At 45.4% G+C, this 24911-nt stretch carries 15 protein-coding genes; 9 read left to right on the top strand and 6 right to left on the bottom strand.

From position 1 onward, the window contains the following. The first annotated feature begins 82 nt into the window (after positions 1 to 82). Complete coding sequence (gene galE / locus ACFVAD_RS01130; protein WP_386635074.1) at positions 83 to 1075, top strand: UDP-glucose 4-epimerase GalE; 993 nt, start codon at positions 83 to 85, stop codon at positions 1073 to 1075. A 45-nt stretch (positions 1076 to 1120) separates the two neighbouring features. Here the strand turns inward: galE (ACFVAD_RS01130) and ACFVAD_RS01125 are convergent, their stop codons facing one another. The 5 genes from ACFVAD_RS01125 to ACFVAD_RS01105 all read right to left on the bottom strand — a co-directional run bounded on the left by ACFVAD_RS01125 (position 1121) and on the right by ACFVAD_RS01105 (position 5307). Further along, positions 1121 to 2572: an ArnT family glycosyltransferase gene (locus tag ACFVAD_RS01125; protein ID WP_386635072.1), complete on the bottom strand. Its 1452-nt coding sequence runs from the start codon at positions 2570 to 2572 to the stop codon at positions 1121 to 1123. Positions 2573 to 2588: 16 nt separating this feature from the next. Then, entirely contained in the window at positions 2589 to 2969 is a 381-nt protein-coding gene (locus ACFVAD_RS01120; protein WP_386635069.1) for a GtrA family protein, read from the bottom strand. A 4-nt stretch (positions 2970 to 2973) separates the two neighbouring features. Then, a complete protein-coding gene (locus ACFVAD_RS01115; RefSeq protein ID WP_386635066.1) occupies positions 2974 to 3942 on the bottom strand; it encodes a glycosyltransferase family 2 protein in 969 nt (322 codons plus the stop codon). Positions 3943 to 4319: 377 nt separating this feature from the next. Next, positions 4320 to 4640, bottom strand: a complete 321-nt coding sequence (locus ACFVAD_RS01110) for a hypothetical protein (RefSeq protein WP_386635062.1) — start codon at positions 4638 to 4640, stop codon at positions 4320 to 4322. A gap of 142 nt (positions 4641 to 4782) precedes the next feature. Further along, entirely contained in the window at positions 4783 to 5307 is a 525-nt protein-coding gene (locus ACFVAD_RS01105; RefSeq protein WP_386635059.1) for a competence protein ComK, read from the bottom strand. A 558-nt stretch (positions 5308 to 5865) separates the two neighbouring features. Between ACFVAD_RS01105 and ACFVAD_RS01100 the strand changes: the two genes are divergently transcribed. From ACFVAD_RS01100 to ACFVAD_RS01070, 7 genes are all read left to right on the top strand, one after another. Next, positions 5866 to 7380: an Hsp70 family protein gene (locus tag ACFVAD_RS01100; RefSeq protein ID WP_386635056.1), complete on the top strand. Its 1515-nt coding sequence runs from the start codon at positions 5866 to 5868 to the stop codon at positions 7378 to 7380. Positions 7381 to 7392: 12 nt separating this feature from the next. Further along, entirely contained in the window at positions 7393 to 8982 is a 1590-nt protein-coding gene (locus ACFVAD_RS01095; protein WP_386635053.1) for an Hsp70 family protein, read from the top strand. A gap of 11 nt (positions 8983 to 8993) precedes the next feature. Further along, positions 8994 to 9938, top strand: a complete 945-nt coding sequence (gene grpE, locus ACFVAD_RS01090; RefSeq protein WP_386635050.1) for a nucleotide exchange factor GrpE — start codon at positions 8994 to 8996, stop codon at positions 9936 to 9938. Then, positions 9928 to 11403 (top strand): Hsp70 family protein, encoded by a 1476-nt coding sequence (locus ACFVAD_RS01085; RefSeq protein ID WP_386635047.1) that lies wholly within the window; start codon positions 9928 to 9930, stop codon positions 11401 to 11403. The genes grpE and ACFVAD_RS01085 overlap by 11 nt, the downstream gene beginning before the upstream one ends. A 26-nt stretch (positions 11404 to 11429) precedes the next feature. Next, positions 11430 to 12638 carry an RDD family protein gene (locus ACFVAD_RS01080; protein ID WP_386635045.1) on the top strand — a complete coding sequence of 403 codons (1209 nt, stop codon included), beginning with the start codon at positions 11430 to 11432 and terminating at the stop codon, positions 12636 to 12638. An 80-nt stretch (positions 12639 to 12718) separates the two neighbouring features. Next, positions 12719 to 14620: a hypothetical protein gene (locus ACFVAD_RS01075; RefSeq protein ID WP_386635043.1), complete on the top strand. Its 1902-nt coding sequence runs from the start codon at positions 12719 to 12721 to the stop codon at positions 14618 to 14620. Between the two features lie 175 nt (positions 14621 to 14795). After that, positions 14796 to 15899, top strand: a complete 1104-nt coding sequence (locus ACFVAD_RS01070) for a plasmid pRiA4b ORF-3 family protein (protein WP_386635040.1) — start codon at positions 14796 to 14798, stop codon at positions 15897 to 15899. Positions 15900 to 16890: 991 nt separating this feature from the next. Here the strand turns inward: ACFVAD_RS01070 and galE (ACFVAD_RS01065) are convergent. Beyond that, positions 16891 to 17943: a UDP-glucose 4-epimerase GalE gene (gene galE, locus ACFVAD_RS01065; protein WP_386635037.1), complete on the bottom strand. Its 1053-nt coding sequence runs from the start codon at positions 17941 to 17943 to the stop codon at positions 16891 to 16893. Positions 17944 to 18394: 451 nt separating this feature from the next. Between galE (ACFVAD_RS01065) and ACFVAD_RS01060 the strand changes: the two genes are divergently transcribed. Beyond that, a complete protein-coding gene (locus ACFVAD_RS01060; protein ID WP_386635035.1) occupies positions 18395 to 24109 on the top strand; it encodes a pullulanase in 5715 nt (1904 codons plus the stop codon). Positions 24110 to 24911 lie beyond the last annotated feature (802 nt).

Genomic DNA, 24911 nt, shown 5'->3' with positions numbered 1-24911 from the left:
TCAGAAGATTACCATGGATTATGGAGTTATGCTACTATAATCAATAATAGGAAAAATTTAGATTTAGGAGTTGAATAGCATTATGGCAATAATGATTACTGGTGGAGCAGGGTATATAGGCTCACATACCGTACAATATTTTTTAGATAAAAAAGAAGAAATTATAGTGGTGGATAATCTGCAAAGCGGGCATCGGGCAGCTGTGGATATAGAACATTTTTACCAAGTTGACCTAAGAGATAAGCAGGAGTTGGATGAGGTTTTCAAAAAGCATGACATCGAAGCGGTCATTCATTTTGCTGCGAATTCCCTTGTGGGTGAAAGCATGGAGAATCCGTATATTTATTATGATAATAATGTGTACGGCATGATGTGCCTGCTCGATGTGATGAAGCAGAATAGCGTCGGGAAGATTGTCTTCTCCTCAACGGCTGCGACATATGGAGAGCCGAAGAACATTCCGATTCAGGAAGAGGACGAGACAAAACCTACGAACACATATGGCGAAACGAAGCTTGCCATGGAAAAGATGATGAAATGGTTCGAGCAGGGCTATGGCATGAAATATGTTTCATTGCGTTATTTCAACGCTGCCGGTGCCCATGAAAGCGTGGATATTGGTGAGGACCATGATCCCGAAACGCACCTTATCCCACTTGTTTTACAGGTTCCACTAGGAAAGCGGGACAAAATCTATATGTTCGGGGATGACTACCCTACCGAGGATGGAACTTGTATCCGTGACTACATCCATGTCATGGACCTTGCATCCGCCCATTATAAGGCGCTGGAATATTTACGCATGGAGAACAAAAGTGATATTTTCAACCTCGGGAATGGGAACGGCTACTCCGTTAGAGAAGTAATCGAAGTGGCAAGAAGAATCACCGAGCATCCGATTCCTGCTGAGATTAAGGAAAGAAGAGAGGGCGACCCTGCTGTCCTGATCGCTTCCTCCTCGAAAGCGCATAATGTCCTGGGGTGGGAACCGAAATACAGTTCACTTGAGAAAATCATTAAGGATGCCTGGAACTGGCATCGTTATAACCCGGATGGATATAATGTCTCTAAATAAAAAAATAAGGCTGTCGAAGGATATAAAATCCTATCGACAGCCTTTTTAACCTTGTATTGTCTGTTCCTTTTTACCTATAAACTTCTGGAAAACGTTCACCGTCATATACACCCCATGTCCCGATAGTATAAACAAAGCAGGCATCATATCAAACCGGTACCTTGTCTGGATTTCTATCAGAATATGCACCGCTGCGTAACCCAATATCAAAATGAGGAAAAGCAGATGATGGTAGCGATCCTTCATCTTGAAATATCCTATTACCGCGATAATTGCATATATAGCTAATGCTAGGAACATCACTCTCTCTGCTGTATAGAGAAACAGCGCAAATTCCGGAGTATGATCGAGGCCAAACAGACTCCAAAACACCGTGCTGTCCTTTGCTCCCCACATAATCGTAAATTTATCCACTAAGAGCTCATAGACCTTTTCCTTATCTGCAAGCCGCTCTGTAATAAGCTCTTTAGCCTTCTCGTTTCGCTCATCCCATAGGCTGAACTGATCGAGATACTTCTGATCCACAGGAGAATAATGCCCCTTCGTTTCATGATTAAAACCAATTACAAATTTCCAAAGAGAATCTTTATTGGCCATGGAATGGTCCGTTATTCCGAGTCCCGTGATGGAAAAGCTGACAAGTTGCTGAATCAGGACATACATGATAATGATTCCTGCAACCTTTCTGCCCGAAGCAACGATTTTTCTCCAATCGAAGCCCAACATATACAGAAATACAAAATACACCCCAATAGCCAACAAGGAAAAGCTTCCTAAAGGCCTCGCGATATTGCCCAAGCCAATTAAAGAACCAATCGCGATCCAGTGATATTTTTTCTCCAATCCGCCACTTATCACCAAATAAAACGCAAGAAAGAATAAAAATGTGGACAAGTGCTGGTTGGTTAGAACAGAACTCATAATAACACTGGGAACATAGAAGGCATAAAACAGTGCAGCTATCCGGCCAGCCATTTCATTGAAAAGCCTCGTTCCTGATAGATAAACCAGAAGACATATACCCACACTGTATAGAATGTTCAATAATTTAAGTGCCCTGGGCGTTTCTCCGAAAAGGCTGACGATGATCGCTTCATAGGAAGTGAATCCAAGCTGATACGTCCACTTTTGAAAATAAAAATCTTCCGTAAAGGAATAATCTCCACGTGAAATATTTACAGCCCCATCAAACATAAACAAAAAATCTGATGCTAGTGGTGTCTTCATAAAGTAGGCCCAGCCAAGTCTTAGCAAAAGAGAAATACCAATCAGAACAAAAAGAAACTTCCTTTTTGATAGATACTTTGTCATAATAAAAGAAAAAAGGGGCAGAAATCCACATAAAACCACTACCCAGAAGGCTATCTTCTTTGCAGAAAACTCGCTATCAGGCAGTTGAACCTGAACATAGGTCGCAACCAGAAACAAGGTGAAACAAACCAATGCAATAATATTGAGTCCATATGAAAAGAACCGAGTGGAAAAAATATTCCTCATAATTTACCCCTACTAACTACTTGAATGTCCAAAGCTTATTGCCGACAAAATTCATCACAAACGTAATCCCTGTCACAAACACCTGTGAAAGGATCTTATGGAAGCCAAAAGTGGTAACAGCCACATAAAGTAGGATACTATGCACCACAACTGTCATCAAATTGACAATGATGAACTTTGCCAGATGTGTGGGATTCTGTTCTTTTTGCTTAAATACAAAATGTTTGTTCAAAAAATAGCTGTTGATCATCCCGACCCCATAACCCACTACATTAGCCAGTAGATAAGGGACGCCGACCAGGACAAGCAAAGTATATACGGCAAAATTAATTCCCGTATTTAAAACTCCAACTAATCCGAACAAAACAATTTCTTTCTTTAACAGGTTGAACATCATCCAATTAATCCTTTTTTTGTCCGTTTACAACGTGCTTATCAATAAAATATCTTGGACGTTGTTTCGTTTCTTTATAGATTTTCCCAATGTATTCCCCTATCAATCCAATACTCATCAACTGTATTCCACCAATGAACCACACGGATAAGATAATCGAGGTCCAACCGGAAACCGTATTGCCGCTAAGCTTACTGATCACTGCGTAAAGTGCCGCCAATACACTCAAGAAAGCAAATATTATTCCGGTAGTAGTCACTAATCGAATAGGAGTGACACTGAAAGAGGTAATCCCATCCATCGAAAACGCCAGCATCTTCTTCAAAGGATATTTGGACTCCCCAGCCATTCTTTCCAGGCGGTGATAATAGACTTTTGCAGATTTGAACCCGACCAATGGAACTAGCCCTCGCAAGAAAAGATTCACTTCTTTGAATTGCTGCAAATTCTTCATTGCTCGATTACTCATTAGCCTGAAATCCGCATGGTCATCGACAATATTAACACCCATTTTGATCATCATCTGGTAAAAGGCTTTCGCAGTCTGACGTTTGAAAATGGTATCCTTTGTTCTGCTCTTACGAACTCCGTAGACAATATCGTAGCCGTCCCAATATTTCAAGATGAAATCACGGATGACATTGTGGTCGTCCTGAAGGTCTGCGTCAATCGATACAGAACAATCGCATTTGTCGATCACGCTCATCAACCCAGCCCACAAGGCATTTTGATGACCTGCGTTCTTCGCCAGCTTCAGCCCTTGCACGAAAGGATTCATTTCACTTTCTTTATTAATCATTTCCCATGTATTGTCTTTGCTTCCATCATCCACAAAGAGCAGATAGCTTTCATCGGATATCAATCTTTCACCCATAAGATCCTGGAGAAGCCTGTTCAATTGCTTCATTGTTTCTGTTAGTACTTCTTCCTCATTATAACAAGGTATAACGATAGATAAGACTGGTAGTTTGTTCATTTCTCTTAAACTCCTTCTATATATAGCCGTATAAGCAAGTAATAAAATGGTTAGTGTTGTAATAAAAAGGATTCCACTATATGTAAAAATTATGAATAATATTGCAAACACTAAAAAAGAACCAATGCCTATTTTATCACAAGAATATCAAATTGGAAGATGAAATTGATGGTTGTAACTACAATGGGGACATGTCCCGTGTCCCGCTGAGTTCCATACTTAAAAAGGGGTAAGGGGGGAAGGGTAAAATAGAAGTGGATTTCAAGGGAAAAGAGCCCGACTGGTAAACGAAAAGTTGCCTATCGGGCACTATGTTGTTCTGCAATACAGCTTCTTCATTAGGGAGATGGTAACAAACTATGTAAAGGATCTGACACCTAGGAAAAAGAGTCAAACAGCAAAGCACTGATCAGCATAATGGTGAACATCAGCAACATAAACAATAGAAAGAATAATAAACACGCACCTGTTGTTCCAAGGGCGTAATAGAGTCGTATTTTATGTGGGTTTTTCGGTAGCATCACCCAAAAGAGGAGGTAGCTCACCACAAAATACGGAACCAGAAACGAACCGAGGGCGGTGTGCTTTAAGAAAGCCATAAGAAAATCAGGTATTTCAATAAAAAAAACCATTAGGATGCCAGAGATAAAAAAGTTGCTGATCCAGCGGCCCCATTTTACGTGTCTCATCCACTGCATGTAAGATCCCCCTTTTTCTTTATGATACCAAAACGAAGGATGAATGGTTCGTTTTGGAATGTTTTTAATAAACGAAAACAGCCTTACAGAAGAAATCTGTAAGGCTATTGACATTTTTTCAGTGGGACAAGGGAACTGATCCCTACTCCTCCAATCTCCTCTTTGTCATCTTCCTCCTTGGCTTCGGACTCAACCAAAATGCATAGCGGTGATTCGAACAGAAGCGGGTCTGTACGATGGATGCTTTTTTCATTTGTTCACGAATGGTTGCTGCAGATACGTCGAGCTCTATTTCTTTGTAGTTCTGGAAGGTTATTTTGCACTTGGCAGGTGTGATGGGAGTAACTTGAAGGACATGATGTAGGAATATCCAGCAGCAGATATGCTGATCTGGTGAATGTGTAGGAATCGCGATGATTCCTTCCACTTGGTTAACAAGTAACGGTGTCTTTTGTATGTAGTTGGTTGCCATAATCGTAGCTGTTCGCCTCCCTTCGGCGGTACAGCCTTCATTCAAGCATGCATGATTCAATAAATCCTTGGAAGATTCGCTCGTAATGAAATCCCCTTCCAGATCGAGAATTTTCGTCTGATGCTGAGGGTGCGCAAAAAACATCAACGCCATCGTCGTCTCACTTACTTCGTAATCTTCCACAATTAATACCATCAAAACACTCCTTTTAAAACGCAATTTTATTTAGGTATATCTACCTATAATTACATTATAATCCATAATTAGACATAAAAGTATAATTTTTAACAAAAAATTTAGAATTTTTGATAATAATAGGTTTAAATGGTGGGTAAGTGGGTACGAGAGACATATTCGTTGGTTTTAAATGTATTAAAAGAGATAGCATTCTTCTATTAAAATTTTTACCTCTACCATATGGAATCTATGAACACTTTTGTCCAACGAACATAATATGGTCATATAAATAGTTTATTAAAAATAGCCAGGGACTTCATCGCAGAACTTCTTACCCAGCTCTCCCATGGGAGTTATCTCTAAAATACACCATCCCTAAGATACAAGATACGTTAGAAGGGACTATGGGACAGGTTCCTTGGGACATCACAAAGCCGCATGGATAAGCTGAATACGCTTGTTCATGCGGTTTTCTTTGGGCACAGGTCCCTTGTCCCGTTAATTCCATTTTAAAGTAAATAATTAGAAGAATTTGTCGATATAGATAGTATAATAGTCTTAGGGGGGCTAGGAAGAATGACATTAGCGATTGGGATAGATTTAGGGACAAGCAATTCCGCTGCGGCGGTTTATAGAAGAGGCAAGGTGGAGACGATTCCGATAGAGGGGAGAAAGATCCTGCCATCGGTGGTTTCGTACCGAGATAATGGACAGGTGATGGTCGGGAATACTGCGAAATCCAGGCTTTATATCGACCCGGAAAATAGCGTCGCATCATCGAAACGTTTCATCGGCGATCCATCTAAAACTTACAGCATCAGGGGGCAACTCCTATCACCGGTGGTTGTGGCAAAGGAAATACTGGAGAAGATCCGCACCGAAGCAAGTAAATACTTAGGCGAAGAAATAAGGGACGCAGTCATTACCATCCCGGCCTATTTTACCGAGGAACAGCGAAAAGCGACCAGGGAAGCGGGCGAGCTGGCAGGTTTCAATGTACTGCGTTTATTGCCGGAACCGACTGCAGCTGCTATCGCGTACGGACTTGATAAGGAAAGAGACCAGACCATCGCTGTGTACGACCTTGGCGGAGGTACCTTTGATGTTTCAATCCTGAAGGTCGAGAACAACAATTTCCGCGTACTGGCGGTAGATGGGGATTCAATGCTCGGAGGAGACGACTTCGATGACAAAATTGTCGAATTCATTTTAAAGCAGACAAGCATTCCGTTACGAAGTGAACAGGGCGTGGCTGGCTCGATTGCCAAGCAGCAGCTGAAGGAAGCAGCAGAGCAGGCGAAAATGGAGCTGTCGGAAAGCGGCATCGCAGACATTTCCATCCCGGATTTCCTTGGCAACCATATTGATGAAGAAATCACAGTTGATACATATAACAGATTAATAGATCCATTGATTGCAAGAACGATAGAAAAAACACAACAGGTAATCGCGTCGGCCGGTCTCACCAAAAGGGACATCAGCCGCATCATCCTGGTGGGCGGATCGACCAGGACCACGGCAATTCGTGAAATTGTGACAAAAACGATCAAGCAGCCGTTCATAGCGGACAACGTCGATGAAATTGTTGCGCAGGGAGCTGCTATCTTGGCCGCCAATCTCAGTGCGCCGGATATCGACGATGCACCGATTCCAATTGAGGTACAGGACGTGACCGCCCACTCGTTCGGCATCGACATGTACATCGACAACAAGTATGTCATCGAGCATCTGATCAGCAAAAACACGACCCTGCCATGCAAGGGGGGCATCATCGGCGAAACTCTGCACAAATACCAGTCCGACATCGCCATTCAGATCTATCGTACTGAAAGCAAGGTACCGGTAGATGACCATAAAATCGGCGGATTGGAGATTCCAATCACCGTCAGTGCGAACCCTGTCCAAGCGGTGGCACTATTTGAAATGGACGAAAACGGGATACTGACGTTCTCAACAGGGGAACTGAAGCAAAGATGCCGACTATACGATGACTTCTTGAGAAACCAGAAGCTGAACATACATATGTTGGAAGACATGGTCTACAGCGGTGAAATCAAACTTAAATCTATTAAAATAGACACTACTAAATAGGGGGAAAACATAATGGCAATCATGGAAAAGAACAGCCCATATATTCTTGGGATCGACCTCGGGACATCAAACTCTGCAGTGGCCATCTACCGTAAAGGGAAAAGCGAACTGATCAAGCTTGGCAAGGAAACGACGATACCGTCCGTTGTCAGCTTCCGTTCGGAGGAAGAGGTGCAGGTAGGCGATAACGCAAAGAAACGAGTACTGATTGATCCGGAAAACACCGTTTCCTTTATTAAAAGGGAAATGGGAACCGAGTGGGAAAGGGAATTCTTCGGAAAAAGCTACCGCCCGCAGGATGTATCAGCAGAGATTCTTGCGAAAATGAAGGAATTTGTCGAAAACCAGCAGGACATCGAACTGAACGGTACACCGAAATACGCAGTTATCTGCGTCCCGGCAAATTTTGATGATAACAAAAAAAGAGCGACCCGTGAGGCGGCCGAGCTTGCAGGCCTGGACCCAATCTATCTATTGGAGGAGCCAGTTGCTGCAGCCATCGCGTATGCATCTGAGATTGGCCGCAATCAGACTATCTTAATCTATGACCTAGGTGGCGGAACCTTCGACGTTTCCATCCTGAAAGTAGATACGGTCGATGAGAACGAACCGGCTAAATACTCGGTTCTTGCAAAAGAAGGGAATCCGAACCTTGGAGGATATGATGTTGATAAACTATTGATGGACCTTGTCTCCAAAGACTTCAAGCTTTCCTCCGAAGTGGACTTGCTTGATCTTGAAGCCGATCAGGGCATTTCAATCAGTGAGCTGTTAAAAGCACAAGAAGCGGTACGGGAAGCAAGTGAGCAGGCGAAAAAGGAACTTTCCGAAATGGAAGTAGTCAATATTGAAATTCCTAATGTCATCAAAGATGAGTTCGGTAAAGTCCATAATATCGATTTTGAGATTACCCGCACTCAATTCGAAGAGCTGATCAAGGAATTGGTTGACGATACGATGACAACTGTTCAGACGGCCTTAACAAACGCAGATATGACAATTCAGGATATCTCTCGTATCATCCTTGTCGGCGGATCCACCCGTATCCCATTGGTGAAACAGGAAATCAAGAACTTCTTCAACAAAGAGCCTTTCTCCAACATCAACCCGGACACGGTAGTTGCACAAGGAGCAGCCATCTTTGGTGCGAGCCTTGGTGTTCCGACCGACAAAGTGGTCGACACGAACGAGGCCTCTGTAGAGGATCAGCTTGATACAAAAATTGAAATGAACAATATTGTGACACATCACCTTGGGATCGAAGTGCGCGGTGGCCGTTTTAACGGCGTCATTGAAAAAGGGCTGGAGCTGACAGAGGAGAATCCGACTGTTACGAACGAAAAGCTATACAGCAACCCGGAGGACAACATGACCTCCATGCGCATCACTGTGTTCCAGACACCGGAACTGGTCGAGTATGTATCGGACGAAAATTGTGTCTGCATCGGTGAGTTCTTCCTGAGCGGCATTCCGGAGGCGCCAAAAGGCACACACCGCATCAACGTGAAATTCGAAGTGAACCAGCAGAACGAAGTAATCGTAACGGCGACACTACAAGGCGATGAAGGTGTAACAAGCCAGATCACCATCCGCAGAGACTAGGAGCAGACATTATGGACCAACAAAAAGTAGATATTTTAGATGTAGGATATAAGCATTATTTTGATAAGGTGCAGGATTGGAACGTCACGCTGCAATCCTTGTCTGAAAATGTGGAGGCACTTTCCTCTAGCTTCCAGGTGAAATATGAGGCTATCAGCATTGACGCCTCGTTGCCGACTGGGCTGATAGAAGCTCTGGAAAACCGTCTCGAAGGTATTCGCCTTTCTGTCAAAACGGCGAGCCGATTGCAGAGGAAGCTTAATTTTCAGGCAGTTGAACTGGGGAAATATGAAGAGTATGTGGTAATGGATGAATCCGATCAGGTCATTGAAGAAGGCGAAGTTGCGCCGGAACAAGTGGAGCAAGCCACCCTGTTAAGCAAAGAGGTGCTTGAACGCAACGAAGAAATCGTCGAGAGCTTGATGAAGGACCTTGAAGCGTTGGAAAAGAAATTCTCCACTTTTATCGAGAAATCAATCGGACCTGTTATGGACGGCCTCTACAACGGTAAAAAGTACGGGGTGGATTTGGAGGCGGAAATGGCTTCAGTCTACTCAGACCATGCTGACTATGTATCCGAATGGCTCAGTATCTATGAAACTCTTTTACAGGAATTGGAAAATCTGCTTGATGACTACTCGGTGGGACTTCTTGCACCGGAACAGGGAGATATGTTCAACGAGGTCGACCAGGAGCCGATTGCCGTGGTAGAGGATCAGGCTATGCAAACAGAACAGATCAAAGAGCTGGTACGTTATGGCTTTTATTATAAAGGCACCCTTTTTAACCAGGCGCGCTTTATCATTCGTCCGGCACAGGTAACCGTTGTGAAAAACAGAACAGCACTTGAAGAATTGGCCGTGACCGTGGAACAGCCGGAGGAAAATGAAACCGATCAACCCGTGTTGGAGGAGAAAAAGGAAGTTGTAAAGGAGGGGGATACGGATGAGATTTGATAACGAAAAGAAGCCGGCCCTCGGAATCGACCTTGGCACTACCTATTCCGCCATTGCACGCTGGACTGAAAAGGGACCGAAAGTCTATCAGAATCCTAGACGTGAATATACCTGGGCATCTGTTGTCTATTATGACGAGCGCCAAGGTTTCCTGGTCGGTAACCTTGCAGCGAAGAAAGCCCTGATCCATCCGGAAAATGCAGTGATCGGCGTCAAGCGCCTCATGGATGATGGCAATCAGAAGATCAAGGTCGGAGGCAAGGAATACTCCCCGATAGACATTTCCTCCATCATTTTGAAGGATGTCTATGAATATGCGGAAAAAACGACGCCAGGATTTAACCCGTCCGGTGTCGTCGTAACGGTTCCTTATTATTTTACCGCTTTACAGAGCAGCAACACCTCAGAGGCGGCAAGAAAAGCGGGACTGAACGTTCTAGGTATCATCCAGGAGCCGATTGCGGCTGCACTTGCATACGGTGTGCATGAGGAAGAGAACCTTCGAGATGAGAATATCATGGTATTCGACCTTGGCGGCGGGACGTTTGACTTGACGATTTTCCGACTGACCAACGAACCGGACAAGCTCATATTCGAGGTGCTTGCAACCGGAGGGGACGACCGCCTTGGTGGACTAGATTTTGACCGCGAGCTTGCAGACTACATCAAAAAGAAGGCGAATCTGAACCTGAATGGCTTAAGCCAAGAGGATCTGATAAAAGCAGACGCACATATCATGGAGGCGGCAAAGGAAGCGAAAGAGACGCTTTCCTCCGTGGATTTCCACGAAATCATCAAGCCGAACGTGCTGCCTGGCCAGCATATCGAGCTTGAAATAGAGCGCCACGAATTAGAGGATTGCATACAGCATTATTTTTCAAAGATGGATATGATCATGGACGATGTGCTAGAAAAGGCGTCCCTCTCTAAAGGCGACATCGACCGTGTCATCAAGGTCGGAGGCTCCAGTCGTATTCCGAAAGTAGACGAGTTGCTGGAGTCGAAGATAGGTGCAGGAAAGATTTTCGGCAACATCGACCCGGACCTATGTGTTGCAGAGGGGGCAGCCGTTTATGCAGCCTATCTGGATGAGCGCCTCGGCTGGAACAAGGAAGTCGAAATAAAGACGGCGACTGCTCATGCATTGGGCATCGGCCTTGGCGATGGCCGCTTCAGCGTGCTGATCCCAAGCAACCGACGAACGCCTTGTGAAGCGACCCGGATATTTACGACGAACGTCGATAACTGTGATGAGCTCGACATCGACGTCTACCAGGGTTCATCCAAGTTCGTCAACAACAATAAGAAGATAGGTACGATCAACATCACCGGACTCGTCAAGCGTCCAAAAGGTGAGCTCGATATTGTCATCACCTTCCGCATCAACCAGCAGCAGACGGTCTCAGTAACCGTCGTCCAAAAGGAAAGCAAGATCAGAAAAATCGAAAGCGTCAAATTAAGTTGACGCTTTCTGTATAACGAGGTGCCACTATGCTCGATTTAGAAATGCAAAATAAAATGACGCTTTATTCCGATCCGAAGCTGAGAGTTTACCAGCTTCAGGGAAATCAGGACAAAAAGACTGTCATGATGCGAACGCTGCTCGGTGAAAACGCCACTGATCAGCAGATTGACGACTGGTTTGAAACGTATGACAATTATCAGCTTACAGTGACGAATTATAAATACCTGCCACGTGTGATTTCGGTTAACTATGGGGAGGAAGAAGATGTCTATTCGGTTCTGGAATACGAGGAAGGCAGCTCTTTGACCCAGCATGGCCAGCTTGGAAAAGAACACGTGGAACAGCTTGTGGACGCGCTTGACCATCTGCATCGAAAAGGCGTCGTACACGGCTCTGTGACACCGGACAATATCTGGGTGACCCAGAAGGATAGGATTGTTTTATATGGAGCGGGGGAGTGGAAAGCCCTCGGACGTCCGGTGCAGACCTTTATGCAGGACATCAATAGTTTAATAGCGGTGCTATTGGACTATGCAGTAGTCAGCGACAGTGCGGCAAGGGCACTGAACCAGAAGAAGATAACAAGTCTTGGTCAGGTAAGCGATATCTTTCTTAATGGTGGAGACGTGAAAACGAAGGGCTCGCTTGTCGAGAAGTCCACAAAAGGCTCGCTTGTGGAGAAGGAAGCAGAGCAGGAGTTTTTGTATGAGAAAAGGGGAAAGCCTTCAAATAGCAGGCAGGAACAGGGTTATAGGGAGGAAACGCAAAGGGAGACTCCACGAAATAGTGTCCCTAGGCAGGAGCCCCGGGCAGAGCAGCGGACTTTGCCAAAGCAACAGAATGTGTACGACATCCACGGAATGCAGCATGCGACCTATATCGGGTTCTGGAGAAGGTTCTTCGCATACTTTATTGACGGTCTGATCCTTGGAATCCCGGCCAGCATCCTGTTCGGGGATGGGGGCAATACGGTGGTGTTCCTGCTTGGATGGATTTACTTCGGCGCCATGGAAAGCTCCGGCATGCAAGCGACATTGGGCAAGCGGATGCTCGGCATGAAGGTCGTCGACAAGCGTGGCTATCGCCTCAGCTTCGGTCACGCGGTGGGACGCCACTTTGCCAAAATACTTTCATATATTACTTTACTTATTGGTTTCCTCATCGTCGGTTTCGACCAGAAGAAGCGGGCCTTGCATGATCATGTAGCGGGTACGCTAGTCATTTCTAATAAATAGTGGAAGAAAAACTTATCTTGCAGGTGGAGGATAGGTTTTTCTTTTCGGAAATTAAACTTTAAGAAAGGAGGACAAACACTATGAAAACTATCAATCAGTTTTTTATCCTGCGGGAGCTGAAAGGCTTCGGCGGCATGACTCGCTATCTTGTCAAGGAGAAGGACGGCATGCAGCTCTTTATGCTGAGGATGATTGATGAAAAGCAGGGGGCCGACCTGGACAAATGGTTCGAGCTCTATGACCACTACCAGCTCCAGGTTACCAATTACAAACACCTGCCAAAGCTCCAGCAGATTGACGGATACGAAGGCACAAAGGCCTACGCTGTGCTAGAGTGCCCGGTCGGCAACAGATTGAAGACAGTCGGCTCGCTAACCAAGACGCAAGTTGAGCAGCTCATCGACGCCGTGGGCCATCTTCATAAAAAGAACATCGCCCACGGCTCCATCAACGCTGAAAACGTCTGGATCTCCAAAAGCGGCAACATAACGCTCTTCGGTGCCCAGGAAGTGCGGGCCATGGGGACAGGTCCCGTGTCCCACATTCAGTCCGACACAGTGCAGTTGGTTGGTCTATTAACAGAATACGCACCCGTAGATGCCAGCCGACTCACTGGGTGCAAGACCATCGGCGAACTTCAGGAGCGGCTCTTTTTCTCAAGTGCCAAACCGGGACTTGTGGAAAAGGAAATGCCTGCAGAGCGCAAGGCGCCTGAGCCTGTAGTAGAGCAAAAGCCTGTGGTGGAAAAGCGGCCGGTCGCAGAAAAGAAAACCAAAACAAAAGCTGAATCCAAGCCACGGAAGGACCCCCCTCGCCCTCAGCCTGTAGTATTGGAACAGCCCTATAGGCAGGATGTATGGCCTGACTCAGGTCAGGATCAAACCCGGGAAGCGAGAAACGAACAAAAAAGCAGCAAAATGATGAAATTCATGATGGTCGTTTGCGCCATGATTTTCCTGATATGGGTGGGAACCCAGATCGGCGGAGATAATGACAGATCTGCACTAGTCTATGAGGAATCGCCGGATACGATGGTTGAATCAGTTGAGGAAGAAGTGCCGATATATGAGGAAGAGGAGCCAGTGGAAGAACCAGAACAATATGAAGAACCTGAGATGGCCCTTCCTGAGGGGTATCTTGCGACTTATTCAGGCCTCTGGGGAGATCCGAACAGTTTTCAAGAAGGAGGATTGGAGCTGGAATTGGAGGAAATTGATGCACAAACAGCCTACATCCAGCTGCATTCCATCCAGGCGCCCCCGGCCAATCGTGTCGCCTCCATCGAATATACAGTGACTTTCGACGAGTATGGGGAAGGACGATTCACTTTCGAGGATGATGGCTGGGGTTCCAGTGGGGAAGGGATGATTTCCCTGATGGACATGAATATGATCATGGTCACCATCAATTACGATTACCAGAATCCGGATGCCATGTGGATGGTATATGATGGCACGGCGTCTTTCCTGAGAGAAAGCTTCTTCATGGATGGATCGGATGAATGGGGAATGGCAACTACCAATGATCCAAGTCAAGCCGAGTATGAAGAGGAAGTAGAGCCGGATACACATTCTGAAGAAACATACGAGGAAGAATATAACTATGAAGACACGTATGAAGAAGAATACAACTACGAAGACACGTACGGATCCTATGAACCTTCGGAAGAATGGTACAATGGATATGGCGAAGAAGATTTTGATGATGGATCCTATTATAGGGGCAACTATCAGGACGGGCTATTCCATGGAGACGGTGAATTTACCTGGGCCACCGGCGAGTACTATATCGGTCAGTATTACGAAGGTCAGATGGATGGATATGGGACATATATTTGGCCTGATGGCACCATCTATGAAGGTGAATGGCAAAACGATATGATGCATGGATACGGCACCATGACCTGGCCAGACGGTACACAATACCAAGGCACTTTCGACTACGGAAGCTTTACTGAGGATGGGGAATGGATATATCCGTAATTGACGGATAGGGTCTTGTCTGTGAATAAGAGAAGTAGCTCGGTTAAACAGTTGGGAATGCTGTTTAACCGAGCTTTTTTAGGGGACAGGTCCTGTGTCCACTCTCTTTGATAGTGGGACAAGGGACCTGTCCCCATGGTATGCTATAGCAAAACCGAAAAAAGGAGCCCAAAACATGCTAATTCAATGTACCAAAAAACTCCTGGATGAACTGAAAGTGACACCTGAAGCACCTTTAGAGGTAGACCCATTGTTTGCCTGGCATGCTAATGTACTGAAGCTTGGACGGAAAAAAGCGTTGGTGTTGGTGAATGACAAGAACCGATATGTGATTGTGCTTTATGGCTTGAAAGCGAAGGAATGGAAGAACATTGATGTTCACATCAAAGAGGCCATTCGTGAAGTGCTCCAAGCGGAGTGCATCAAGGAGGAGTTGATAGAGAAGTTCATTTCCTCATCGGATTGGATGGTCTTTTCCAAAACAAAGGATCGAACTGCTGTCGCAAGGTTGAACAATTCGAGCGAGTTTGTCTATCACTTTGGGGAATTGATTGATTCTGATTCCATCGTGCAAAAGGATTTGAGCCTTAAAATCAGCACGTTGCTGGTTGGAGACGGCAAGAAGAGCTATTATCATCCAAACGAAGCATTGTATAAGGAGTTGGAGGAACTATCCGGTCAACCTGTGTTCCACACGGAGGCAGTGCAGCTGAAAGTGACGCTTGAGCTGAGGAATCATAAAGTATGGCGCAGGATTATCGTACCAACCAATATCACTTTTTCGAAATTGCATGAGGTATTGCAGGCAGCCTTTGGATGGCAGAACTATCACCTTCACGATTTTCTCATCTTCCCGCCAAGCTCGGTGCAGAACGTCGTGGCTCTCCATCAAAATAAACCAGTTGTTCATCTTGTGTGCACCAAAGAAGCTTTTCAGTATCAGGGTGAGATACCGATGAAAATGGAAACCGGGGTCAAGCTGTCAGACTATCTCCCATCGCAAATCCTGTATAACTATGACTTTGGAGATGACTGGACGCATAAGATCGAGGTGGAAAAGGTAATTGAAAACCATGACCAAAACAGACCTGTATGCCTGGCTGGACAAGGAAGCACACCACCTGAAGACGTTGGGGGAGAACCGGGTTACGAGCTCTTCCTGCAAATCATCCAAGACAAGAAGCATCCTGACCATGAATACATGATGGAATGGGGAGAAGACCAGGGGTATGAAGGATTTAACCTGGATGAGGTGAATTGGCGGTTGGATGAAGTGTGACAGAGGGACAGGTCCCGTGTCCCTCTTAATATTATGATGCGACACGGGACCTGGCCCCAAAAAAGCCCGATGTCCAGTTTAGATGGACGTCGGGCATCTTTTTATGAAGACGAAAAGGCAAGACTCGTTTATCTATAGGAGAAATATGTTGGAGTGTTAAAATTGTGTAGTTTTCACGGTAGTGACTCTGGAGAATTGGGGATGGGTATCCCCATCAGCGATTTTAAAAGGGGTGACACGAGCCTGGCCATAAAGAACTTTATTAGGCACCAATGTTCACCTGAGAACGTCGGCTGACTGCTTTGAGAATAAACAATTTATCCTGAGGTGTAAGCATGCTCCAGCTTTTCACTTTAATCTTCATATGAATCTCTCCTTTTCATGGATAATAGTTTTATGAATATCCCTTCGAAGTATCTAGTATTGAATTACCTCCCTTAAACAAAGGATAAACAACAAAAATCCCAACAATTTCTGCATGGTAAAGCGAGTACGGTGGTGGTTTTTGGCGAACATTTGGGGACAGGTCCGGTGCCCCACCACCGCGAAATATTTTAAGAAAAATCAAATCTATGGTAGATCAATATAATGATAGGGTAACGGAGAAAATATATTGATGATATATAAGCTGAATTCTTTTTGATGTAGACGAAAAAATTGTTTCAGCCAGCCAAGAGGCCTCCCAAAGCGATACTTATCCTTTTGATCCAAGCCCGTCCTATGTATTCCGTATCGTAAGTAATATAGTTATTTGCCTACTAAGACTGGACTCCACACCACCGGAAGTTTGGCGAAGTGATTTCGACAATTTCCTCAGAAATTGTCGTTGAACAAGATGGACTGTGATAAATCAATGTATTTATTAATTTTTACAATTAATAGCAGGGTCGGAATTGCGAGCCTGCTATTAACAAAGTGGAGGGGTGCTTTAGAAATACATTCTTTTTAATCATGGCATGTATTAATTTATAAATTTATATATATAAATTACTTACAGAAGTACATCCAACTTTAATGTAGTATCTTTTTTATTCGTTTCATATCCAAGTGGGTTTTGCTCTTGCCACCTCCATGCATCTCTGCACATTTCCTCCAAGCCCCTTTGCGCCTGCCAACCTAGATTTATTTTTGCTTTAATAGGATCTGCATAGCATGCGCCGATGTCTCCAGGTCTTGGTCCAATTACTCGAAATGGAATCTCTACCCCCGAAGCTTTTTCAAAAGCTTGAACGATTTCTAAGACACTATACCCCTTGCCAGTTCCAAGATTAAACGCATCTACTCCTGTTGTTTTCCAAACTTTTTCTAACGCACATACATGCCCTTTCGCCAAGTCCACCACGTGAATATAATCCCTGACACCTGTACCATCCGCTGTAGAATAATTGTTACCGAAAATATGAAGCTCAGGAAGTTTACCTATTGCAACCTGTGTAATATAAGGCATTAAGTTATTTGGGATTCCCTGGGGGTCTTCTCCGAGTCGGCCGCTTTCATGAGCACCTATTGGATTGAAATAGCGCAATAAGGATATACTCCATTCTTTATCTGACTGATAAAGGTCCTGCAGAACTTGTTCGATCATTAATTTTGTTTGTCCATAAGGATTCTTTGCTTGGAGAGGGGAATTTTCCGTAATGGGCACGCTATCTGGCAAACCATACACAGTGGCAGAAGAACTAAATACTAAATTTTTCACCCCATAAAGACTCATAACCTTACATAGGTTAAGCGTACCGGTGATGTTATTATGGTAATAGAAAAGAGGCTGTTCAACAGATTCGCCAACTGCCTTGAGACCAGCAAGATGAATGACTGCATCAATGGTGTTTTCTTTGAATATCTCTTCAAGTTTATCTATATGTAGTAAATCAACTTTATAAAAAGGGAATTCCTTGTTCGTCAATTCCTTAACTCTTCGTACAGATTCAAATTTACTATTCACCAGATTATCCAAAACTACAAGTTCATAACCAGCATTCAATAACTCAATACAGGTATGACTACCTATGTATCCAGCACCGCCTGTTACTAAAATCGCCATTTATATATTCCTCCTTTATAGATGTTTACAGATTTAATTCGTTATAAAGAACATAAAAACCTTTAATTTATATAAAATAATTCATTATAAGGAACGTAATTTGTTTATATTTGGTGAAATCACCTAATTGAGAGAATCAATTACGATTTAAATGTAGTAAGGAGTAGAAAAGTAGCTATAAAATAGCAAGAAAGTTGGTAGTAGCTAGCCAAGCAATACGACTCTCTCGATAACTGATCCTAAAACATTTTATTGATTATTTAGAAAACTCATAGTATCTTTAAATATAGGTAGATTGGTAGCGTTTGCATAAGTTTGATAGTCTTACTAGTTTAGGAATCGCTTATCTGTGCAACTTTGTGCAAACGATTTCACAATTAACAAATTACGACATTTTGTGCAAACGCTTCCACTGTAATTTTTAGCCAAACAAAGGGGGGGGGAAGGTTTCATGAGGAGGAAGTTTCAAAGGGGTATGGCAATGCTATTGTCGGTTCTTCTTGTGGTTTCCATGTTTGCAGGCGTCGCGCCACGTGTGATTGCCGATACGGGGGAACGCAAGATCAGCTTCAGCTATGAGCGGGCTGATGGGATCTATGATGGCTGGAATCTTTGGGTCTGGGGGACAGGCGTCAAGGATGATCAGATTGATTTTACAGAGGTGAAGGATGGGAAGGCGTATGTTACCATCGCGGTGAGTCCAGAAGCGGAGCGCGTAGGATTCATTGTCAGAAAAGGGAACTGGGAAGCGAAGGACGGTGAGAATGACCGTTATATTACGCTGAACAAGAACGAGTCCATCACAAAGGTTCAGGTGACGAGCGGCCAGGAGGAGATTTTCCAAGTGCCGGAAGTCAATGGGCCGGTTGTGGAGGATGCTAATGCGCATTTCTTTTTCCGTGACAAAGAGCTTTATGCGAACGGGGAAATGGGCAAGGTCGAAAAAGTGGAGCTTTCCATTTTAGGCGAGAAATATGACATGCAGGCTGAAATGGAGAATGAGCGTTTTACATATACGTACAACGACCTTCCACCTGGCGAGCATGAATATACGTATTTTGTGACAGTGGATGGTTCCACAAGCGAGGTTACAGATCCATATAATACAGTCGATGGCAAGTCCGTTGTCAAATATCAGGTTGCGGAACTGAATGTAAGTGGAACAGCGGAGCCTGCAGCGGTTAATTACAACGAAAATGCTGTAGTAAAAGTGGACCTGGGCACAGGCGAAGATACGCCAGTACGTGAGCTTTCTATCAATCTATCCGCAATCGGCGGAAAAGAGAAAGTCCTGATAGACCCTGCGCTTAAAGAAGTGACAGTAGCGGTCAATCAGAACGTGCCGGCTGGTGTGAAAACCTTGCCAATCACGGCGATTGATGAGTTCGGTAACCGCCATGTTGGCGAAGCTACGCTTGAAGTGAAGGCGCGCACATTCACTGGTGAGGAAGCGGACTTTGATTGGGATGAGGCAGTGGTTTATTTTATGCTGACGGACCGTTTCTTTGATGGCGATTCCTCCAACAACGACCCTTACGGAATCGGCTATGACAAGTCTAAGTACGGCACTTATCAGGGCGGAGATTTCAAGGGGATCACCGCAAAGCTTGATTACCTGGACGAGCTTGGCATCAACACGATCTGGATCAATCCGGTGGTGGAAAATATCAAGCATGATGTTAGATACAATGACGATCCAAATACGCCTTACTATGGCTATCATGGTTATTGGGCGAGCAATTTCGGGGAACTGAATCCTCACTTCGGTACGATGGCTGATTTCCATGAGCTGATTGATGAAGCGCACAACCGCGGCATCAAGATTATGGTCGACGTGGTATTGAATCATACAGGTTATGGATTGAAGGCTGGCGACACGAGCAGCATTCCAAACTTCCCGACAGATGAGGACCGTGCCCGCTTTGATGGCATGCTTCGTGCTGGCGGAACGGATACGGTTCGTGGGGAACTTGCAGGCTTACCGGACTTTTTAACAGAGGAATCCGAGGTTCGCGACCAGATCGTCCAGTGGCAGACGGACTGGATCGAGAAGTCAAGGACAGCGAACGGCAACACAATCGACTACTTCCGTGTGGATACGGTGAAGCATGTCGAGAACACAACTTGGATGGCTTTCAAAAACGCTTTGACAAAAGAAATGCCGGAACACAAGCTGATCGGGGAGGCTTGGGGCGCCAGCGTCGGTAATGACCAGGGCTACCTGAACTCGGGAATGATGGACTCCCTGCTTGATTTCGAGTTTAAAAATTATGCAAAAGACTTTGTGAACGGCGAGATCAATGCGGTCGAAACAAAGCTTCAGGCACGCAACGGCAAGCTTACCAACACGGCGACACTTGGTCAATTCCTTGGAAGCCATGATGAAGACCGCTTCCTGGAGGCAGTCGGCGGCGATCTTGGTAAATATCAGGTGGCAGCATCCTTGCAGCTTACTTCTAAAGGGCAGCCTGTCATCTATTACGGGGAAGAGCTTGGCTTGCCTGGCAAGAACAACCACCCGTACTACGACAACCGCCCGAATCTTCCATGGGATCAGGTGGAAGGTAACGATGTGCTGGAGCATTACAAAAAGTTATTGGCATTCCGGAACGACAATACGGACGTATTTGCCAAAGGGAACCGCGAGAAAAACGCAGGCTCTGACAGTGACAAATACCTGATTTTCTCCCGCAACTATGGCGAAGAGAGTGTCTATGTCGGCTTGAACACAGCTACAGTGGCAAAAGAAGTGACACTGAACTTTGGTTCGGCGGATGCAGTGGTAACGAACCATTACTCTGGAGAGACCTATGAAGCAACAGCAGAAGGAAAAGTGACATTCACGATTCCAGCGATGGAGGATGGCGGAACGGTATTATTCACGGTGGAAAATGGCGATGTTCCTGTCGTGGACGAGCCTAGTCAGCCTGGCGAAATCGGTGAAGACACGCTACGCATCCACTATCAGCGCACCGACAACAGCTACGAAAACCTTGGTCTTTGGCTATGGGGAGACGTAGCGGCACCATCCGAAAACTGGCCAAGCGGTGGAACACCTTTTGAAGCGGGTCAGGTGACGGATTATGGTGCGTATGTTGATGTGAAAATAAAGAAAGATGCACGAAATATTGGATTCCTTGTTTTGAATACTACGAACGGAGACAAGGATGGCGGCGATAAAGCGGTTGAGCTTTTCTCCCCGGAACTGAACGAAGTATGGATCAAGCAGGGCTCTGATGAAGTGTTTTTATACGAGCCGGTGGACCTTCCGGCAGACATGGTGCGAATCCACTATGAACGCCACAATGCCGATTATGATGGTTGGGGCTTATGGAACTGGGGCGATGTCGCAGCACCATCTGATTTCTGGCCGAACGGTGCGGCTGATGCTGCGGGCATTGGCAAATATGGTGCTTATTACGACATCAAACTTACAGAAGATGCACAAACAATGGGCTTCCTTTTTGTCAACAAGCAAACAGGACAGCAGACTGGAGATATGTCCTTCGATATGCTTCAGCAATATAACCAGCTTTTTGTAAAAGAGGGCGAAGATAAGGCGTACACGAATCCTTACGGGACAGTTGCAGTTGCATTGTTGTCCGGCGAGGTTCTGTCAGAAAAGAAAATCACGCTTCTTTTTACCAAAACAGAGGGCTTGGATCTTGAGGAACTGAAAGAGCAATTGGTGATCAAGGACTTGGATGGAAACGATGTTGCGATTGAAGACGTAACATTAGACGGGGCACAGCGCGTGTCGGTTCACGGAACGTTTGATTTAGAAAAGCTGCCATACACCGTCAGCTATGGCGACCGCACGATCACGGTCAAATCCGGCTGGAAGCTGATTGATGAGATGTACGGCTATGACGGCAAGCTTGGTGCCGAACTTCAAAAGGACGGAACGGCTACCCTGAAGGTCTGGTCTCCAAAAGCGGACGACGTTTCCGTGGTCCTTTATAACAAGGACGATCAGGACACAGTGGTGGACACGGTGGCGATGACAAAGGGCGACCGCGGTGTCTGGAGTGTGAAGCTGGATGAGGACAACACAGGTCTGAAGAGCTTGAAAGGCTACTACTACCATTACGAAATTACCCATGGTGAGGAGACGAAGCTTGCTCTGGACCCTTATGCAAAATCAATGGCTGCATGGAACAACGAAGCGGGAGATCCTGTCGGAAAAGCGGCAATCATCGATGTTTCCTCCATCGGACCTAAGCTTGACTATGCTGACATCCCAGGATTTGAAAAGCGCGAAGACACAATCATTTATGAATTGCATGTTCGTGATTTCACATCCGACCCAAATATTGCAGACGACCTGAAAGCGCAATTCGGAACGTTTGCATCCTTCGTGGAAAAATTGGATTACATTCAGGAATTGGGCGTGACCCACATTCAATTGCTGCCGGTGATGAGCTATTACTTCAGCAATGAGCTGGCAAATGGTGAGAGAATGCTGGACTACGCGTCCACGGATACGAACTATAACTGGGGCTATGACCCGCACAGTTATTTTTCCCTATCCGGCATGTACTCGGAAAACCCGAATGATCCGGAATTGAGAATAAATGAATTCAAGAATCTGATCAACGAAATTCATAAACGCGACATGGGTGTGGTACTTGATGTGGTGTACAACCACACGGCACAGGTTTCGATTTTTGAGGACCTTGTCCCGAACTACTACCACTTCATGGACGCTGACGGAACGCCAAGAACAAGCTTTGGCGGCGGACGTCTCGGTACGACACACAAAATGTCCCGCCGCGTATTGGTTGACTCCATCAAGTATTGGGTCGACGAGTACAAGGTGGACGGGTTCCGCTTTGATATGATGGGCGACCACGATGCGGAAAGCATCCAGATTGCCTATGACGAAGCAAAAAAATTGAACCCGAACATCGTCATGATCGGCGAAGGCTGGGTCACTTTTGCAGGAGATGAAGGCGAGCCGGTGCAAGCAGCAGACCAGCAATGGATGCAGCATACGGAATCGGTGGCAAGCTTCTCTGATGAAATCCGCAATGAGCTGAAATCAGGCTTCGGTTCGGAAGGGCAAGCGCGTTTCATTACTGGCGGAGAGCGTGATGTGGCGCAGATTTTTGACAACATCAAAGGGCAGCCACGAAACTTCAAGGCAGATGACCCTGGCGATGTGGTGCAATACATCGAGGCGCACGACAATTTGACGCTGTACGATGTTATCGCTCAATCAATTAAAAAGGATCCGGACATTCCGGAAAATAACGAGGAGATTCATCAGCGCATCCGTGTCGGAAACGCGATGATCCTCACATCCCAAGGTACGGCATTCCTGCATGCCGGCCAGGAATTCGGCCGCACGAAGCAATGGAGAGCGGAAGCGGACACCGCACCTTACAAGTCCACCTATATGACGGACAAGGACGGCAACCCATTCCAATATCCATACTTCATTCATGATTCCTATGACTCATCGGACATCATCAACCGATTCGATTGGGAAAAAGCAACGGATGCAGAGCAGTATCCGGTGAACAATGTGACTCGCGAATATACAGCTGGATTGATTGAATTACGTAGATCTACTGATGCGTTCAGATTGGGCTCCAAGGAATTGGTAGATTCCAATGTGACGATGATCGACGCTCCGGAAATCGGTGACCAGGATCTCGTGGTTGCGTATCGTAATGAAGCGACAAATGGCGATATGTATTACGTATTTGTGAATGCTGATACGGAGGCAAGAGCATTGACGTTGGGTGAAGACCTAACGGAAGGTGTGGTAGTCGTTGATGCTGATGAAGCAGGCGTTGAGGAAGTTTCTGACGTCACTGGCGTAGAGTTGACTGCTGTGGGAATTACAGTTGATCCATTGACGACTGTTGTGGTGAAGGTCAGCGCGGAGGGTACGGACCCTGGCGATGGTGACGGTACGGATCCGGGTGAGGGCGATGGCAACAATCCGCCGGGCAATGGGAATGGCAATGGGAATGGCAACAACCCTGGAAACGGCAACAACCCAGGTGGCGGCAAACCGGGAGACGGTACAAAGCCTGGCAAAGGCAACGGGAACAAGCTTCCTGTGACAGCGACATCTGCTTTCAACTATATGCTATTGGGCGTGCTGCTTGTGATGATCGGCGGCGTGATGGTGGCTGGTAGAAGGAAAGCAACGTGATTTTGGAAACAGGTCCATTGTCCCCGTTGACTTAAACAGCTGGAAAAAGCGGTGAAATGCTTCCTGTGGGAGCCCGAGCTCGATCCCGCAGACACCCGCTCCATTCACTGGCTTACCACTCTCTATCTCGAGCTAGGGATGGTAGAAACATCAAAATCCTATCAGTATATGTATCATAAGGGCTCTTGATGGTTGGTTCTAAATGAAAAAACTCGTCAATCTGACGAGTTTTTTCATTTCAGGCTATGTTGCAACCGCATTTTTTGTGTCCTGAAGTGGGATATAAACGAAAATTTCAATATATCGATGAATCCGTTCAGATATCAACGAAAATATGCATATATCAATGAAAATTTTAATATATCAACGAAAACAGGGCAGATATCGATATAACGCATATTTCGACAAAAATCATCAACTCGGGCTAAAAAGTTTGCAGGGACAGGCCCAGTATGAGGAATGGGGTCTAGCCCCGTGACCAAATAGTTTTCGTCATATTTGAAAGTTGGATGAATGCAATGGATAGATATTTTAAGTGAAGAAGTAAGCGTACTTGCTGGTTGCAGGTACGTTTTTTTTAGTTACCTTATATATCCCAAACCGGGACAACGGACCTGTTCCCTCAGTCCCGAATCCCACCTCATACCCATACCAAAATACCTACTAAAATTTTATATCTATGACAAATCTTGTAATTACCTTATTGATTTTTTATAATTTTTAGATTATTCTTTCTTTATGAAAATATTATCTAGCTTGGCTAAGTAAGTGATGGAAATCAGGAAACTTGAACTTGGGAGTA

Source organism: Sutcliffiella sp. NPDC057660 (genome assembly GCF_042800035.1).
Classification (GTDB): domain Bacteria; phylum Bacillota; class Bacilli; order Bacillales; family Bacillaceae_I; genus Sutcliffiella_A.
This window is presented reverse-complemented; position numbering and strand designations above follow the sequence as displayed.